This is a genomic window from Oceanobacillus sp. CFH 90083 (assembly GCF_009389585.1).
GTDB lineage: Bacteria > Bacillota > Bacilli > Bacillales > Amphibacillaceae > Oceanobacillus.
In genome coordinates this window covers 182,975-200,653 of sequence record NZ_VIYG01000004.1, presented here as the reverse complement: position 1 = coordinate 200,653, position 17,679 = coordinate 182,975, and the positions used below count along the sequence as shown (strand labels likewise).

Genomic DNA, 17,679 nt, shown 5'->3' with positions numbered 1-17,679 from the left:
TTTTACTTCAACTGCTGGTTCGCAAAGGAACGATACAGCTCATGTGATTCCAATAACTCCTGATGTGTCCCTTTCCCGGTAACCTCTCCATTTTCAATAAAGATAATTTGATCCGCATCAATAATTGTCGCTAAACGGTGCGCAATCACAAATGTCGTTCTTCCTTCCATCAAACGTTGCAATGCCTTTTGAACCACCTGCTCTGATTGACTATCGAGACTGGCTGTCGCCTCATCAAGCAATAAAATTTTCGGGTTACGCAGGAAAGCTCTGGCAATATTAATACGCTGCCGCTGTCCCCCTGATAATTTCGTTCCGCGCTCGCCGACTTGGGTATCCATTCCATTTGGAAGCTCCTGAATAAACTGTGCAGCATAAGCCATTTCGGCTACTGCCCAAAGCTTTTCATCTGCAATATTCTCTGCATTTTCCAAGCCATAGGTTAAATTATCACGAATCGTTCCGGACATCATGGAGCTTTCCTGCGATACATATCCAAGCTGCGAACGCCAGGATGCCAAAGAAATGTCCTGAATGGATTCTCCGCCAAGCAGAATAGCACCTTCATTCGGTTCATAATAACGTTCAATCAAGCCAAATACAGTGGTTTTTCCACCGCCGCTTGGCCCGGCAAATGCAATCATTTCCCCTGGTGCAGCAGAAAATGATATCTTATTGAGGACCTGCTCACCCGCTTCATAAGAAAAGCTGACTTCCTTAAACGCCAGCGGAAGCTCACCAATTTGCTTTTCAGAGCCGGGCAATACCTCTTCCTCTTCTTCCTGTAAAATTTCCGAAATACGTTCGGTAGCTCCTTTTGCCTTTTGCAATTCTGTAAAGAACATCGCAAATGTCGTAATAGGAAAAACAATCTGGAATAGATACAAGAGAAATGCCACCAGTGATCCGGTCGTCATGGTCCCCTGCTCCACACGGATACCGCCATAGCCAATGATCACGACAATAACAAGCATGACAATCATATACATAAATGGAGCAATAACAGAGAAAATTTTTGCTTCCTTCAACCCTGTCTGTAATAACTTGAAAATACCGTGCAGCCCCCGCTTTTCTTCCTTCTGTTCCGCAGTAGAAGATTTCATCAATTTGACTTCACTGATTGTCTGCTGAATTTCTCCCTGGAAATTAGCCGTCTGATCCTGAAGGCTGCGGGATACTTTTGCCATCTTATTTCCAAGCGGCAGCATGACAGCTAACGTAATCGGAACCGCAATAAACATGATTAGTGTCATTTTCCAATCCATGAAAAGCAAAATAATGACAGCTCCGATAATAGAAATCAGCCCGGAGATAAATTGCGGAAAATGCTGAGAAACCAAATCCTTTACAATCCCTGTATCATTAATAACTCGGCTGACAGATTCCCCACTCGGCTGTTTCTGAAAATAAGGAACAGGCAGGCGAATCAGCTTTTTCCATAATATTTCTCTGAGCCGAGCGACCACCTTCTGTCCAACATAGGCAAGTGCATAGGCCGATAATCCATCCACCAGTGCATGCACAATAAATACACCAATAATAACAGCAATAAAGCGCCAATCTAAATCGGCGATAGAAAATCCGTCAACAAGCTCCCTTGTCAAAAGCGGGATTGTCAGTCCTACCAGTGTGGTCAGCATACTCCCTATTAAGCCTAATATTAAAACAAGCTTTGGTATCTTTGTAGATAGTAACAGCTTTATAAAATTACTGGATGATTGCTTCGGTGCTTCCATTTAATCCTCTCCTTCTTCTTCATCCCATAACGGACTTAAATAATCCGTTGTTATTTGCTCAAGCCATGCTTCTTCTTCTTCTGTGATCGGTGTCGGGATAAGGCGTTCTATTTCTTTAAGGTACGCTTCTAAGCGTTCTTCATTTGCTTTATCCTCCAGATCCAAGGAAAATATTTCTCCTAATTCTTCGATAGAATCCATATCAAATATTCCTAATATAAGATGATAAAAGCTATCCAGCATTTGTTTCACCTCTGGATGATCTGCCGGCTTTCCACAATGCTCTCTGACCTGCTTATAAAATGTCAGCAGCCCCTGTTCAACAATCATCTTCTCCTTCGCTGTCTGCGGAAACATCTTCTTCATGACTTCATCCTTAATGATTCCTTTGGACAGTTCCTCCTGCTTCTTCTCGTGTTGCATACTTGCCAATAAACTGATGAGGACAGCCTGATCCACTTCTTTTTCATTTTCTAAAAGATGCACCGTGCGCTGGATGGCTTCCAGAGCAATATCAATCTGTTCCCTATCCTTGATCAGCTTTGATTCCTGCAGCCTTAACGTATCGATAAAGCTTAAATCAAACGTATCCGGCTGCATATAATCCTTGATATTATCTAAGCTCATCCCTAAGAATTTCATCGTCATAATCTTATGCAGCTGAATCATATCCTCTTTTTCATAAATACGATGTCCCGTATTTTCATCTCTCTTCGGCTTCAGTATATTTTTCTCATCATAATAATGCAGCGTTCTTACCGATACGCCCGTAGATTTGGCAAATTCACTGATGGAGAATGTCTCTTTTTTCATTTCCGTTCAAATCTCCTCTCGATTGATAGCTTTATCATACCACCTCACGTTACGTCAGGCGCAAGCTGGAAATTTCATTTATTTAAGACGTAACTAACATTAACATAATTGGTTACCCTGCATTGGTTGTTTCCTCCTCATAAACAGTTAAAATAAAAATATACCTAAACGAAAGGGATGCATCAGATGAACAAAATTACTTTATCAAGAAATCTCTCTTTTTTAAGAAGGGAAAATAACTATTCTCAAGAGGAATTAGCCGAAAAAATTGGTGTCACCAGACAATCCATTGCCAAGTGGGAAAATGGAGAGTCCTTGCCGGACATTATCAATTGTGATGCACTGGCCACATTATTTGATGTATCTTTGGATAATTTAATTCATTTTGACCAAAAAGAAAACGGTTTGCCAATCCCTCCTAAAGGAAAGCATATGTTTAACACGATTCCATTAGAAAAGGATGGGTATGTAAAATTACCGGAAAAGGCTGTGAATATGGTCAATATGCAGGAAGGCGACCAGTTTCTTGTTTTAGGTGATGAAAATCCGGAAAGTATCGGTATTGCCTTAGTCCCTGTCGAATTTTTCACTGCGATGACACAAGGAATTTTAAACCATACCAAGGATAGTAGAAAATGATGGAATATATTCTCGAAGCTAAAAATATTTCCAAAGCCTATAATGGTGTCCAGGCATTGGAAAATGTATCAATATCCTTAGAGAAAGGAAAAATTTATGGTCTGATCGGTCAAAATGGAGCAGGGAAAACAACCTTGATGCGGATTATTGCCGGCTTATCCTTTCCTACCTCCGGGGAGCTGTATTTATTTAATCAGCCGGATCAAAAATCATTACAGGCCGGCCGGAGACGAATGGGCAGTATGATTGAAAATCCAAGTATCCTGGGCAATATGAGCGCAATCACCAATCTGCGGGTCCATAAAACGATGAAAGGGATAAAAGAAGAAAGTGTCGAACAGCAAGCACTTAATATCGTTGGCTTGGGACATACAGGAAAAAAGAAAGCAAAAGATTTTTCCTTAGGAATGAGGCAGCGCCTAGGAATTGCTATTACCCTGCTTGGCAACCCGGAAATATTGATGCTTGACGAGCCTATTAACGGCTTAGACCCAAGCGGTATCGCTGAGATTAGACAATTAATCAAAGAATTAGCTGCGAAATACCAAATGACGATTCTGTTATCCAGCCACCATTTAGCAGAACTCCATCAAACTGCTGATGAATTTATTATTGTTAATAGAGGAAAAATCCTGAAAAACCTCAGCCATGATCAATTGGAAAATCAAATCGATAAGCATCTGATCCTTGACTGTAATGAACCGGAAAAGCTGCAAAAAGTGTTAAGAGAAGTGCTTGATACGGAAAACTTTATTGTCCAGCCTGATAAAAGTATTAAGCTGTATGATTTTATGGATAACAAAGAAGAGCTGTCAAAAGCTTTAATTGATCACAGCATTATCGTTACAACGCTTGCAACACAGGAGGAAACATTGGAAAGTTATTACCTTCAACTGATAGGAGGTGCGGGCTGATGCAGCTGTTAAAAGCAGATTTCTTTAAATTAAGCAGATCCATTTCACCATGGGCAGTATTTATTTTAGCTCTTCTCAGTGCTGTTATTTTCGCCGCCTGCTCCCATTACGTTGCGACAGGCAATCTTAGCTTGGAAACTGCGTCCGGCACCTTGTCTTTATTTTCGGAAACACAGATGATGGCATTGCTGGGAAGTATCGCTGCCGGTATTTGCCTGACAACGGATTTTGAAAATAAAATTATCGAAAATGCTATTTCGGGAGGACATGGCAGAAATGCTATTATTATTAACAAAATGGTTTCCTTTTTTATATTAGCCGCTTTATTATATTTTCCTTATATAATGATTACGATTATATTTGCTTTTACAGACACAGTATTCACCGGATTCATTCCGACGCCGACCTTAAATATTTTATCCGAAGCAGCCGGACAGCAATTCACAGTCGGGTTACTGGGCAAAATTTTATTGACAAATGGGTTGTCATTACTTATCTTTATCAGTCAGCTGATTATTAGCATTTTCTATATGTTTTTATTTAAAAAAGCGGTTCTCGTCATCGCTGCCACGTATATAACCAGTTTAATTCTTGGACCTGTCTCCAGTCTGAATGAAACGGTTCATTCTGTGATGGCCTATACGCCTTATGGTATTGATTTGTCACAATTAACACTTGAAATGAGCGGTGAATTTATAGTAGAGAGTTTGATTATCAGCTTGTTATTTATCCTTGTTTTCTATCTGGCCACCTTTTTCACCTTTCGGAAAGCAGAAGTGAAATAATCTTACAGGTCAAAGATATTTGATTATAAATCAAAACAGCCGTAAAATTACCGGCTCAGGCTACCCATGATTTGGAGAGTAATTGCAATCCAACCGCTGTTGATGAAAGAACGAGTAATTACAGTCCTGCAATTACGATGTTAGGCACACAAGTGTTTTCGCATTCTTACACTCTGATTATTCGCGCCCTATTGAAGACATTTGTGAAGATACTTGTGTTCTTTACTTTCCATCAGAGATGAGCAAAAAATGCATAGTTACATTTGACAGAATAAAAACATACCTATATCATATTCTCTGTGAAAGTGAGTGACTAACATGACAACATATACGTATAAAGTAACCAGTGACTGTGAAATACAAGGAACACTACATGAAACAACCAAAAAACAAGCACCGCTGCTCATGTATATTCATGGCGGCGGCTTAATATGGGGTACGAAAGATGATTTGGCTAAAAAGCAGATTGAGTGGTACACCAATGCCGGGTTCAATGTATTTTCCATTGATTATCGGCTGGCCCCGGAGACAAAATTACCGGAAATTATCGAGGATATTCGCGATGCCATCGTCTGGCTTGTGGAAAAAGGGAAGCAGCAATTTGATTTTGATACGGAAAACATTGCCGTTATCGGCTCTTCTGCCGGCGCTTATCTGGCATTAATGACAGGAACGCTGGAAACCCGGCCAAAAGCAATCGTTTCCTTCTACGGCTACGGGGATATTACCGGGGATTGGTACACCAAGCCAAGTCCTCATTTTACAAAAATGACTTCTGCTCCGGAAATGCTTGCCAATCAGCTGATTATGGATAAGCCTATCGCGGCTTCTCCGATTGAAAAAAGATATGCCATCTATCTTTATTGCCGACAGCAGGGAAAATGGATTGATTATGTAACCGGGAAAAGCTCCAAAGAAGATCTATCTTTCTTACATGCATACTGCCCTGTCCGTCTTGCAGACAGCAGCTATCCTCCAACCTTGTTATTACATGGTGACCAGGATGAGGATGTACCATATCAGGAATCTGTCCATATGAAACAGATGCTGGATGAAAAAGGGATAGACAATCAATTGATTACTATATCCAACGGGAAGCATAGCTTTGATCAGAATATGGATGATCCACAGGTTGTTCAGGCATTTGAAAAAGTGATCCAATTTCTAAAGCAGCAGCTTGGTTAATTTCTTACAGAAAATATAAGAGCGCGGCTCATCCAAATTTTTATTAAAAAAAGCAGGAAAGCACCTTTCTTTCAATCAGCGGGTGCTTCCTGCTTTTTTCGGCACTTTAAGAAAGTATAAGTGCAGCTAAGGTTTCACCTAAAGGCTTGGTGACAACCAAATCTTCTAATAAAACTATTGCTGCTTTCTTCACCCTTCAAGCCAGCTTGGCGTTTAAAAATGAGAAATATTTTTATGTACACTTACCCATTCCACTGAATCACCTGGGCGATAATTAAGAAAACAACGGCGGTCCCAATCCAAATGAAAAACAATGGCAAGTAAAACCGTACCCATTTCTGCCATGGTACTCCTGCTAAAGCAATGGTTGCCATAAAATACCCGGAAGTAGGGTACAGCAGATTCCCAACACCATCTCCAAATTGATAGGCTAATACAGCTGTTTGCCGCGTAACTCCAATTATATCTGATAAAGGCGCCATAATTGGCATTGTCACTAATGCTTGACCGCTCCCGGAAGGTACCAGAAAATTGAATAGCATTTGAACAAAAAACATACCAATTGCCCCAAATACCGCAGGCAATTCGCCAACAATTGTCCCAAGGCTGTTAACAATCGTATCCATTACCATTCCATCTTCCATGACCACCGCAACGGATCGGGCAACTCCGATAATAAATGCTCCCAGCAGTACATCACGAAATCCATCATTGAATCCATTACAGATCTCTGTAAAATTTAATCCGGATATTCTTCCAACGACAACACCCATGATAATAAACAAGCCGGCCATTTCAATCATAAACCATCCTTGCGTAAGCACTCCGTATAATAATAGGCAAAAGAAGGCAAAGAGAAAAATGGATGCAATTTTTTGCCTTGAGGTAGCTTTATGCACCTCTGTTGTGGTAGCAACCTGGTATTGTTTTCTTTTATCAGAGTCATCTTCATACACAAGACTTGTTTCTGGTTTTTTTTGTACTTTACGTGCATAGCGGATCAGGTACAGCATTCCAATAATCACAAAAACAGCAAAGGCTATTAACCTCAGCTCTATACCTGAAAAAACCGGCAACCCGGATAATTTTTGCCCAAGACCTGTGTTGACCGGGTTAAGAAAACCTGTCATGAACCCGGCTGTAGTAGCTATCAAAGCCACCCCGGCAGCTACAATAGAGTCGTACCCTAATGCAATCATTAGCGGTAAAAGAACTGGTACATACACTAAGCTTAATTCCTGTGTCCCTATCAGACTGCATATTGTCGCAAATAGAATAAACAAAACAGGAATTACCATGATACTGTTATTGGAAAATCTCCTTGTCAGTTTATCTACTCCAATTTCAATTAAGCCTGTCTTTTTAATAACTGCAAATAAACCACCGATAATAAAGGTAAAAAAGACAATTTCTCCTGCTTCAATCAACCCTCTTGGTACAGCAGTCATGAAATCAATTATCCCGATAGGTGACTGTTCAACACTTTGGTAAGAATTCGGATCAATGGTTGTCCGTCCTTCTGGTCCAGGAACTCTATCAAAAACCCCGGCAGGGATAAAATAAGTGGCAATAGATGCAAATACCATAAAGGAGAAAAGAATAACATAAATATGGGGCATAGTAAACTTCTTCACCTTTGATTTTTTTTCTTTCAGCTTGTTCTCAAGCTTTTTCTGCTCAGACATTTTATCCTCCTTCATTTACATCGCAAGCCCATTTATAAGCCTACTTTATACTTCAAACTCAAATAAAGACTTTCCAAATTATAAAGCTCCAAAAAAAAGATAATAATTTATATTAATAAAAAATTGTAATTTTTAAAAGAAAAACCACACCAAAAATTCCCATTGTTTCTTGGTAATTTTTATGGAGCTGACAACACAGATTCTTTGCTAAGTTTTATGCCTTCCTAGCGCACAAAAAAAGTGCCCGGCCGTTTTATGTAAAATACAAATCACCGCATCAGCACACAAACACAGAAGCTACCACCATTCTACCACATCTAAAAAAACACGTATATAAACTTGTTCAAAATAGAGAGAGATTTTCATTGTCATCGAAGGAATATCTAATTATTTTTCCTTTCGATTGTTTTCTAACAAATCAAAAACAGCCCATTCGTATTACCGAATAGGCTGTTTTTTGATATATAAACTCACTTTTAAGCTTTTACATTTAACATAAAAAATTCAGTGTTTCTGACTATCGGCCTTCGATGTAAATAATTATTCGACAGACTCATATACATCGAGTGCTGCTTGCAATCCTTTTCCAGAATTTAACTGGACGCCATGGCGAGCTAATACACCCTCTAGTGCAGAGATGACAAATAATACATTTTCTTTTCGGCAGCTGTATCCCATTGTACCAATACGCCAGATTTTCCCATGCAGAGGACCAAAGGAGCTCGCAATTTCGATTCCAAATTGCTCCAGAAGCATGCTTCTGACAGAATCGCCGTCAACGCCCTCAGGAATTTTTATACAAGTCACCATTGGAAGCTTCCAGCTAACATCATTAAATAGCTCCAGCCCCATTGCTTTGATACCTTCCATAAGTGCTTTTTCGTGGAGTTTATGACGCTCAAAACGAGCTGTCAATCCTTCCTGTAAAACAATTCTTACCCCTTCCCGCAAGCCGTACAGCATGGTGGTTGCCTCTGTATGATGGTTCAGCCTTCTAGGTCCCCAATAATCCTGTAACTGACTTAAATCAAAATAATTACTTTGAATTGGTTCACCGACATTCACCTGATCCTCAGCAGTAGCAATTCCTTTTTCCACCTTTTTTCTGGATGAAAGAATCTGTTCAACACGTTCATTATACGTGATCGGCGCCATACCAGAAGGAACTGACAGACATTTTTGAGTTCCGCCAATCACCGCATCCAGCTGCCATTCATCCACTTTTACCGGTGTACCGCCAATTGTCGCAACAGCGTCTACAATACATAGCACACCAGCTTCCCGGCATGCAGGTCCGATTTGATCAAGAGGCTGCATACACCCGGTAGAGGTTTCTCCATGTACAATAGCGAGAACTTTAGGGTTCACTTTTTTCATCTCTTCTATAATTACTTCCTGATCAAAAACCTCTCCCCATTCACAATGGATTGTATGAATCTCAGCTCTATTTCTTTCAGCAATTTCAGTCAGCAAATGACCAAATCTTCCATAAATCGGAATAAGCACTTTATCTCCCGGCTCAATGACACTGCTCAATAAAGCTTCAATCCCGGAACGCGATGTTCCATCTATTGGAAAAGCCCATTTATTTTTAGTTTGAAAGACATCTCGAAGCATTTCCATCGTTTCATTCATCATTTTTGTAAAAGCCGGATCAAATTGCCCAAGAATTGGCGTACTCATTGCACGCAGCACCCTTGGATCAACCTCAACAGGCCCCGGTGTCATAATTGTTCGTAATGGGGTATTAATTTCTTGATAACTATTCATTCTCAGTCCTCCTATAAGCTCTTTCATATAATACCTTTATCAACATTTGGATACTCTTTTGCAAATGACTTGTCTCCCGTTGACTCAGGAACAAACAACAAGATGATTAATATTTTCTAATCATATCTTGCCAAGCTTGCCATTTTTATATTAAAAATCATTTTTTCACAGACTGCCCGCTATCACCAATTTTAATAGTTTCTAAAGTAATGAATGCTCGACTCACATTTCAAAAAGTGTTCAGTTCCATTGGTGTCTTGAGCAACCCGAGGTGTGTATAAAGATACTGAACCACTATAGTACCGTCTATAATACCATAACCTTCTGCATACTTTCCACTTTCCCCTGCAATATCAGCATGTGCTACTGGCAATATTACTTTTATTCTTTTTGAAAGCAGGAAGCTAACTATTTAAAATTTTCAAACAATTTCATTTTAATTCCATGTTTCTGTTACCTTATGTGATATTAATTAACATGTACAGCTATTAATTTTATTTTAAAACAATCATCTTGTAAAAACATGAACATAATTGTAGAACAGTATATCCATTTTTGGCTGATTTAACTAAAAATCAGCGGGGGGATGAAGAGCCCCTCACTGATTAAATATTTACCTTATAAAAGCTGGAGCAGGATCAAATAATTCCTAAACAGTATATATTCCTGCCTCAATCTTTCAAAATGGTTATACCTATTAATCCATGTCCAAAAACAGCCTTGTAAAACCATTTTCAACTACATATTCCAACGCATACATAACAGTTTTTTAAGAAACAAAAAAATTGTCAGTTAAGCCTTGGCCTCTTTACCAGCAGCCGGCAGATTACTTTCGTCAATTAAAGAACTTGCAATCCATGCGATAATCAGCAAAGCGGCCGCAAAGTAAAACCCTATGTTCATACTTCCAGTTGTATCCGTCAGCCATCCAGTAATATACGGAGCTAAGATAGAGCCTAGCATCCCAACAAAATTGTAAAATCCAAACGCTGTACCTAATGATTGCTGTGGTGCATTGTTTGCTACAACAGCAATTAACACAGGGTTAACACTGATTTTCCCTACAATTCCATATACAATAAGTGTGATATACAGAATCGGCATGCTTTCAAAATAAACAATAGCCGCAGTTGATAAAATACCAAATGGCAGCATCAGCAGCAATACTGGTTTACGACGTCCCCACTTATCTGACAGCCAGCTGAAGAATAAAGAACCCGGAATTGCCGCCCATGGAACAAGTGATGCAACAAAAGCGATGTTTCCACCCGTCAGACCACGTGCTGTTTCCAAGTAGTAAGGCAACCAGGTAATAATCATAAAGAATCCATAAATCGAACAGAAGATAATAATATACGCCAAAATTAAATTTCTGTTAAATAAAGCAGAAAACTTAAACGGCTCGGCAGTTTGACTTTTAACCCCTTCATCCGTTTTTGGCTTGTCCTTAATGACAATCGCCATAGCAATACCAATGATTACTACAGGTACGGCGATGACAAAAAATGGAACCCGCCATCCAAATCCCCATTCTCCTACTACATAGCTGGAAATATAATAACCAATCGATGTACCAAAAGCCATGCCGGCATTAATGATAGCGCTGCCCAATGTTAATCGGTTCTTAGGGATAATCTCAGAAGATATGCCGTATTGAGGACCATAATAGACCCCTTGTGCAAGACCGACCATCAGCCATGCGGAAATAAACAGAAAGAATGTAGGCATCATTCCAGTGACTGCTGCCAATGATCCAAATAAAATAACCCCTGGAACAAGCACTCGTTTTTTCCCAATCTTATCTCCTAGTACCCCTGCTGGAACGTTCATAGCTGCATATCCGATAAAAAAGATACTCGTAATTAAACCAAGCTGTGCATTGCTTAATGAAAATGCTGATTGAATATCACCCATTATCGGGTTTAATATCGTTCTTGTTGCGTATAGTGCTATCCAGCCAAAGAAAAACACAATAACAACTTTTACCCAATAAGGGATCAATGGTTTTTTTCCATTACCTTTAGTTGTGTCTACCTTATTTTCCATTTGTTTAGTCCTTTCAATTTCAACCTCTTTATCAGGTTTATTATTTAATTTCAATCTAAATCAGATATGTGTCTTTATTCTGATATATTTTTGAAATCTATTGTATAGTACCACAAAAAACGATGCATGATAAATAAATGAATAATTCTGAAAAACAAGAAATTGAATTCTTATACTTTGTAATTTATTCGAATTATTTTCATGGACTGGAACTGCGTCGCACGAAAAGCTTCAGACTTTCTTAACATGCTAGAAAAAAGAGGGAGGATTTTGATGATCCACCCTCTCTTGGCATATTTATTTACTTCCTTATTTTGTGATACGTGTACCTGCTTTGCCTTCTAAAGCATCTACAGCCTGGTCCAATGAACAAATAATTGCCTCTTTACCTGCCTTGGCCATTTCTATTCCAGCCTGTATTTTCGGCAGCATACTGCCCGCAGGGAATTGCCCTTCCGCTACGTATTGCTCCGCTTCCTCTACTGTAATCTGGCTAAGCTTTTGTTCATTCTCTTTACCAAAATTGATATATACATTCGGCACATCCGTTAACATCATAAAGACATCTGCATTTACCTGCTGTGCAAGCTTTAATCCGGAACGGTCTTTGTCAATTACTGCTTCAACACCGTGAATTTGATCGTTATCATCACGATATACAGGTATACCGCCACCGCCTGAGGAAATGACAATGGTCTCATCGATTAAACGTTTAATCTCTTCTATACCGTGAATTTCTTTTGGTTCCGGAGAAGGTACAACCCGTCTGTAGCCGCGACCTGCATCCTCTGCCATCGTAAATCCTTGTGCTTCCATATGTTTTGCTTCTTCTTCCGAGAAAAATACCCCTATCGGCTTTGTTGGGTTTTCAAATGCTTTATCATTCTTATCAACTTCCACCATTGTTAATAATGTAGCCACGTTTGCAGAAATACCACGCTCTCTGATATGATTTTTCAGAGATTTTTCCAGCATATAGCCGATAAATCCTTGTGATTCAGCGTTACAAACATCAATTGGCATTGGTTCTATGACATCTTTAGCAGCCTCGTTTTGTACGATAATATTTCCTACTTGCGGGCCGTTTCCATGTGTAATAACAATGTTATGACCAGCTTCTCTGATTTCAATCATATGACCTGCTGCTGATATAACATTGTTTAATTGATTTGTATAGGTTGCTTCTTGCTTTGGTTGTAAAATTGCATTACCTCCTAATGCAATTACGACACTTTTACCCATTTCTTCACTCCTTCTTTAAAGTCATGCAAATTCCATATAATGTATCTTTTCCAGAAGAAGAGCCAACTTTTATAAGGCTTTTCATACTTTCCAAAGATGAATCATATTGCAATTTTGTAATCTTTGAACTAAATAAACCTTTTATAGCACAGGTTAAAAAACGCTGGCTGACAGTCGTTGTTAAAGGTTCTTTTATCAGATTTGCCAATGTTTCAAGATGATTTGGTGCGATAAAGGGATGAATAAAATGCCCATATAAAATACCGACCAGTATATCATCGCCTGTTGGCGTTAAACCTTGACCACGTCCAATAAAATACCGAAAATCTGCCTCTACATTTTCGGAGGAGTCCTGTAATTTATGGATTAATTCTGATACTCTTGCTAGCTCAAAATCTGTGGATTCATATGATTCAAATGAGATTTGCTGCATATTTTCTTTTAATTTATTTATATTGGCATGTTCAAAATCCATATTTAACGGCAGCATCTTTGCATGATCGAATTGGATATCAAAACGGCTATGAGAAAGACGGTGATTGCGGACAATAAAGGTATCCCCTGCTGTAATACCTGCTCTCACTGTTTGCTTCGTTTGCTGATCCAGCAGGATACCAAATGGAAATGTCCCATTTTCATCTGTCCCCAGGAATATCAATTCCCCATTGCAATCAATAATATTCCAACCCTTTTCAAAAATACTGTGAACCGTAAATTTTTTTCCTTCAATCAAGAGCTCGAGTGCGATTGATCCAATCGCACTCGCCTCTAAAATCATTCTGTAAAACCTAATTTTTCAGCATATGCCGTGATTGCTTTTTCAAAACATTCAATTGGCGGGTTAACTGTACCGGCACCAATTTGTCCGAAACCTGCAACTTTATGCGCAATACCAGTGTTGATTACCGGAGTAATACCAGTTTCAACAACTTTTCTTGCATCAATACCTAAGCATGCACCTTTGAAATCCCATGTTGGAATTGCAAAGTTTGGATTTTCACCGATAAAAATTTCTGTCATTTGATTACTTGTTTCCAGCGCATCATTAAATCCGCCTGAACCAACAAAACGAGTTACTGCTGGAGCAGCAATCATTGCTACACCGCCGACACCGATTGTTTCAGTAATCGCTGAATCACCGATATCTGTGTTTGCATCTTCTGCTGAATAGCCAGTGAAATACAATCCTTGTGGTGTATTAACAGGAGCAGTAAACCACTCATCTCCCATACCAGCGATACGAATTCCGAAATTTTCTCCATTCCGGCACATTGCTGTAACAACCGTACCATGTTCAATTGTTGCTGCTGCATCCATCATTGCTTTTCCTGTTGCCATGGCAATATTTAAGAAAAATTGATCGGTATCAGCTAAAAATTGAATAACCTCTGTACGTTGTTCTTTCTCAACATCATCTAATGCTGAAATAATTGGAGCTACCTCTTTTAAAAATGCAAGTGATGCAGCAATATTACGCTGGTGGAACTCATCTCCCATTGCAATAGCTTTTGCAATCAGAACGTTCACGTTCAAGCCGCCTTCAATGGTTTTTAATGCTTTACTCAATACTGGACCTAACACATCTTTCATCCAGTGCAGACGATTAATTACCTGCTCATTATACGCACCAAAACGCAATACAGCACCGATACCTTCATTCATTTGACAATATGCTTCGTTTCCAGTCTCTTTGTTCACAACAACCAGAACCGGCATATTAGGTGAGGTGATACCTCCCATTGGTCCTACTGCATTTACATGGTGACACGGAATAAAAGTAATCTTATCATTTTCAAGCAGTTCACGAGCTCCAGCTTCATCTTCCGCCCATCCTTCAAAAAGGATCGCTCCGACACAGGAGCCCTGCATTGGATCTGTCATATTTTCATACTTAATTGGTGGTCCTGCATGCAATAGTACATGCTCTTCCAGTTCAGGAATCACAGATTTAGCAGGCACTACATCCGTTAAGAATGGTGCAGCTGCAACTATCTTCTGGATAACAGCTTCGTTTGCTTCATTAATTGTTTTGTAACCCATTAGATGTATCTCCTTCATAATAGTTTAGGAATTGAAGTACTTTCATTAACTTCTCATCGCCGCCAGCCATTGGGCGCCAGTTAAATTGAACACACTCTGATCCACTTTCCTTAACAGCTTCTGTAAAGCTCTTCAGTCCAATATTGATGACACTTGGATTAGAGTTAATCAAGGACATAATTTTTTCATCTACAGACAAGTCTTCTTTTGTATGTTCAAAGTTTTGTACATCAAGAACCGGCTGTTCCACTTTTCCACCTACAAGGCTGATCGCTGTACGAACCATTTGATCGTTTGTTTCACAAATAATGGCACCACTTTCTTTTAAAGTGGCAATTTGTTTATCATAACCTTGAGGATCCTGTTCTGTACCTACAACTGTTGCAAGCACTGCAAGCTCACGGCCATCCTGATGTGCTTTCTCTAACACACGCTTAATAGTCGGCGCTAATTCATTTGCCATATCATCATGACTGCCGTAGCCGATAACATTATCGATCATGATAACTGCTGTTTCCGGATCGTTTCCAGATGTCTCTAGCATCTCAATACGTTTTTCCGGATCAATCATCGGATGCGGTTTTCCTTGTGTATAAATATCATCACCCAAGTCAATAATTTCATGGTGCTTTGTTTTTAAGATATAAGCTTCTTTCTTTTCTGCAGGAACCTCATCTTTAAATGCATCCTTTAATAACATCGCTGCTTCAGATGCCAACGTTCCGCCTGAATAATAACCTTTAATACCAACTTGTGAATCTTTTAATGCTACGTTGACATTTTCAACGATTTTAGGTTCAAAGTTCGGTTTTTCACCATTAGATAATTGAACGGATACAACTGCTGCTTCTTCCAGCGTGTAAGCATGATAAATATTTTCTTCCTGATAAGCAGGCTTGTCTCCTAAGAATAAGGTTACAACCGGCTTTTCAATATTTCTTAACACGTTTAATACTTTTTGCTGTACCTCTTCTGCAGGTGGCTTGGAGATAACTGTTATTACATTTACTTTAGGGTCCTGGTTCAATGCTTTGATACTATCTAAAACGGTGATAGCTCCAACTTCTGTTGATAAGTCCCGGCCGCCGGTACCAATTGCATTTGTTACCCCTTTTCCATAACGGTCAATGATGGTTGTTACTTCCTGAATACCTGTACCTGACGCACCTACAACACCAATATCTCCTTCTTTTACGATGTTCGTAAAAGCAAGTGGTAAGCCGTGGATGATTCCAGTACCACAGTCTGGTCCCATCACCAATAATCCTTTTTCATGCGCTTTTTGCTTCAACTTTACTTCGTCTTCCTTAGACACATTATCGCTAAAGATAAATGCATGCAAGCCTTCATTCAATGCGTTTTCCGCTTCCATTGCTGCATACTGTCCAGGAATGGAAATTAATGCTAAATTAGGGTTGTTAGCAAGCTCCATTGCCTTTTTCCAGTTGTGTGCCTCCTGCGCTTTTGACTCGTCCTGTGCAGCCGAGTTTCCTTTTAACTCTGCCTCTATCTCTGCTTCTACTTCAGATACTTTGTCTTCTTGGTCTGTATCTACAACAACAACAATATCGTTCGGGTTTGCATTTTCTAATTCATCTGTTCCCAAACCTGAAGATTTAAAAATATCTTTATTAGCTGGCGTTCCCATCATGATGGACACTTTGTTCACACCATCCATTGCAGATAATTTGTTTGATAAAAGCATTAACACAATAGAATCCTGATACGTGTTTTCTTTTATAATTGTATATAACATAATGTTCCTCCATTTTATTATTCTGCAAATCTATTTTTACCATGATAACGATCGTAATGAATATCGTCTGAAACCAGATAGTTGTATATGTCATCAACGATTTCAATACCATCTTTTTCATACTTTGCACTTCTTAATCTTGCGCGTTCTCCCGGATAAAAAACTTCTCCATAGCCTTCTGCCGCCGGTTGTGCTTTTAATTCATCCAGCATCGTTGAAATCTGTTTCTTAAAAGCATCCGAATCGGTAAAGTATGCCGGATTGATGACAATGTGAAGCTGGCCTAAATCCCGGCCTTTGGTCAAATCCTGATACATCGACGATACATGTACTCCATGAGGCACGCCAAGCAGACTGCCTGATAAAATATCCACCATCATCATTAACCCATATCCTTTGGGACCGGCAATTGGAACAAGAGCATGCACATCTCTGGCATTTGTTGTCGGTGCACCAGACGCATCCACTGCCCATGTGTCTGGAATGGATGCATCTTTACTTCTCGCATCCAATACTTTTCCCCAGGCCTGAACAGTTGTTGCCATATCAAATGTTATCATGCGTTCATCCGAAGATGGCGCACTAAATGCAATCGGGTTTGTACCAAAATATGGTTCAGTTCCTCCAAACGGAACCACCATAGGGTCCGATTGACACATGCTTATCCCAACCATATCTTGCTCTGCCGCCATTTCAACAAAATAGCCCAGTGCTCCGCTGTGTGAGATATGCTTCATCCCGACAACAGCAATACCGGATGTTTTCGCCATCTCAATCGCTTTTTCCATCGCCTGCTTTGCCGCCTGGTGACCCGGACCATTATCTCCGTCAAAAACAGCAGATGACGGTCCTGTCTGTTCAAACTTGTAATTCGGGTTTGCTGTAATACCGCCTTTTGCGATTCGTTCCGAGTAGTATTCTACACGTACAGCACCGTGGGAATGAATTCCCCGGTAATCAGCAAATGTCAATACATCTGAAACATCATGCGCTGCTTCTTCATTCAATCCGGCCTTTATAAACTTTTGCTTCATTAAATCAAACAGTTCCTGCTTAGATACACGCATC

14 protein-coding genes are annotated in these 17,679 nt (G+C 39.7%); 4 read left to right on the top strand and 10 right to left on the bottom strand.

Annotation, left to right across the window (positions count from 1 at the left end; all coding sequences use genetic code 11):
• Nucleotides 1-2 precede the first annotated feature (2 nt).
• Both FLK20_RS07785 and FLK20_RS07780 read right to left on the bottom strand, forming a co-directional pair.
• On the bottom strand, nt 3-1,736 hold the full coding sequence (locus FLK20_RS07785; RefSeq protein WP_152656000.1) for an ABC transporter ATP-binding protein: 1,734 nt from the start codon (nt 1,734-1,736) through the stop codon (nt 3-5).
• Nucleotides 1,737-2,549, bottom strand: a complete 813-nt coding sequence (locus tag FLK20_RS07780) for a MerR family transcriptional regulator (protein ID WP_152655999.1) — start codon at nt 2,547-2,549, stop codon at nt 1,737-1,739.
• A 186-nt stretch (nt 2,550-2,735) separates the two neighbouring features.
• Between FLK20_RS07780 and FLK20_RS07775 the strand changes: the two genes are divergently transcribed.
• The 4 genes from FLK20_RS07775 to FLK20_RS07760 all read left to right on the top strand — a co-directional run bounded on the left by FLK20_RS07775 (nt 2,736) and on the right by FLK20_RS07760 (nt 6,072).
• The gene (locus FLK20_RS07775; RefSeq protein ID WP_152655998.1) at nt 2,736-3,188 is read left to right on the top strand and encodes a helix-turn-helix transcriptional regulator; all 453 of its coding nucleotides are present in this window, start codon (nt 2,736-2,738) and stop codon (nt 3,186-3,188) included.
• Entirely contained in the window at nt 3,185-4,102 is a 918-nt protein-coding gene (locus FLK20_RS07770; RefSeq protein WP_152655997.1) for an ATP-binding cassette domain-containing protein, read from the top strand. Before FLK20_RS07775 ends, FLK20_RS07770 begins: the two co-directional genes overlap by 4 nt.
• Nucleotides 4,102-4,887, top strand: a complete 786-nt coding sequence (locus FLK20_RS07765) for a hypothetical protein (protein WP_152655996.1) — start codon at nt 4,102-4,104, stop codon at nt 4,885-4,887. Before FLK20_RS07770 ends, FLK20_RS07765 begins: the two co-directional genes overlap by 1 nt.
• Nucleotides 4,888-5,205: 318 nt before the next feature.
• Nucleotides 5,206-6,072: an alpha/beta hydrolase gene (locus FLK20_RS07760; protein WP_152655995.1), complete on the top strand. Its 867-nt coding sequence runs from the start codon at nt 5,206-5,208 to the stop codon at nt 6,070-6,072.
• 242 nt (nt 6,073-6,314) lie between these two features.
• Here the strand turns inward: FLK20_RS07760 and FLK20_RS07755 are convergent, their stop codons facing one another.
• From FLK20_RS07755 to allD, 8 genes are all read right to left on the bottom strand, one after another.
• Nucleotides 6,315-7,757, bottom strand: coding sequence for a YfcC family protein (locus FLK20_RS07755; protein ID WP_227994916.1), 1,443 nt, complete (start codon nt 7,755-7,757; stop codon nt 6,315-6,317).
• A gap of 540 nt (nt 7,758-8,297) precedes the next feature.
• A complete protein-coding gene (locus FLK20_RS07750) occupies nt 8,298-9,527 on the bottom strand; it encodes a pyridoxal-phosphate-dependent aminotransferase family protein (RefSeq protein ID WP_152655994.1) in 1,230 nt (409 codons plus the stop codon).
• A 792-nt stretch (nt 9,528-10,319) separates the two neighbouring features.
• Nucleotides 10,320-11,573 carry an MFS transporter gene (locus tag FLK20_RS07745; RefSeq protein ID WP_152655993.1) on the bottom strand — a complete coding sequence of 418 codons (1,254 nt, stop codon included), beginning with the start codon at nt 11,571-11,573 and terminating at the stop codon, nt 10,320-10,322.
• Nucleotides 11,574-11,882: 309 nt separating this feature from the next.
• Complete coding sequence (gene arcC, locus FLK20_RS07740; RefSeq protein WP_152655992.1) at nt 11,883-12,815, bottom strand: carbamate kinase; 933 nt, start codon at nt 12,813-12,815, stop codon at nt 11,883-11,885.
• 4 nt (nt 12,816-12,819) lie between these two features.
• The gene (locus tag FLK20_RS07735) at nt 12,820-13,593 is read right to left on the bottom strand and encodes an oxamate carbamoyltransferase subunit AllH family protein (protein ID WP_152655991.1); all 774 of its coding nucleotides are present in this window, start codon (nt 13,591-13,593) and stop codon (nt 12,820-12,822) included.
• Nucleotides 13,590-14,855 carry a YlbE family protein gene (locus FLK20_RS07730; protein ID WP_152655990.1) on the bottom strand — a complete coding sequence of 422 codons (1,266 nt, stop codon included), beginning with the start codon at nt 14,853-14,855 and terminating at the stop codon, nt 13,590-13,592. The genes FLK20_RS07735 and FLK20_RS07730 overlap by 4 nt, the downstream gene beginning before the upstream one ends.
• Nucleotides 14,836-16,611 (bottom strand): acyl-CoA synthetase FdrA, encoded by a 1,776-nt coding sequence (locus tag FLK20_RS07725; RefSeq protein ID WP_152655989.1) that lies wholly within the window; start codon nt 16,609-16,611, stop codon nt 14,836-14,838. The genes FLK20_RS07730 and FLK20_RS07725 overlap by 20 nt, the downstream gene beginning before the upstream one ends.
• A gap of 17 nt (nt 16,612-16,628) precedes the next feature.
• The gene (gene allD, locus FLK20_RS07720) at nt 16,629-17,678 is read right to left on the bottom strand and encodes an ureidoglycolate dehydrogenase (RefSeq protein WP_152655988.1); all 1,050 of its coding nucleotides are present in this window, start codon (nt 17,676-17,678) and stop codon (nt 16,629-16,631) included.
• Between the last annotated feature and the right edge of the window lies 1 nt (nt 17,679).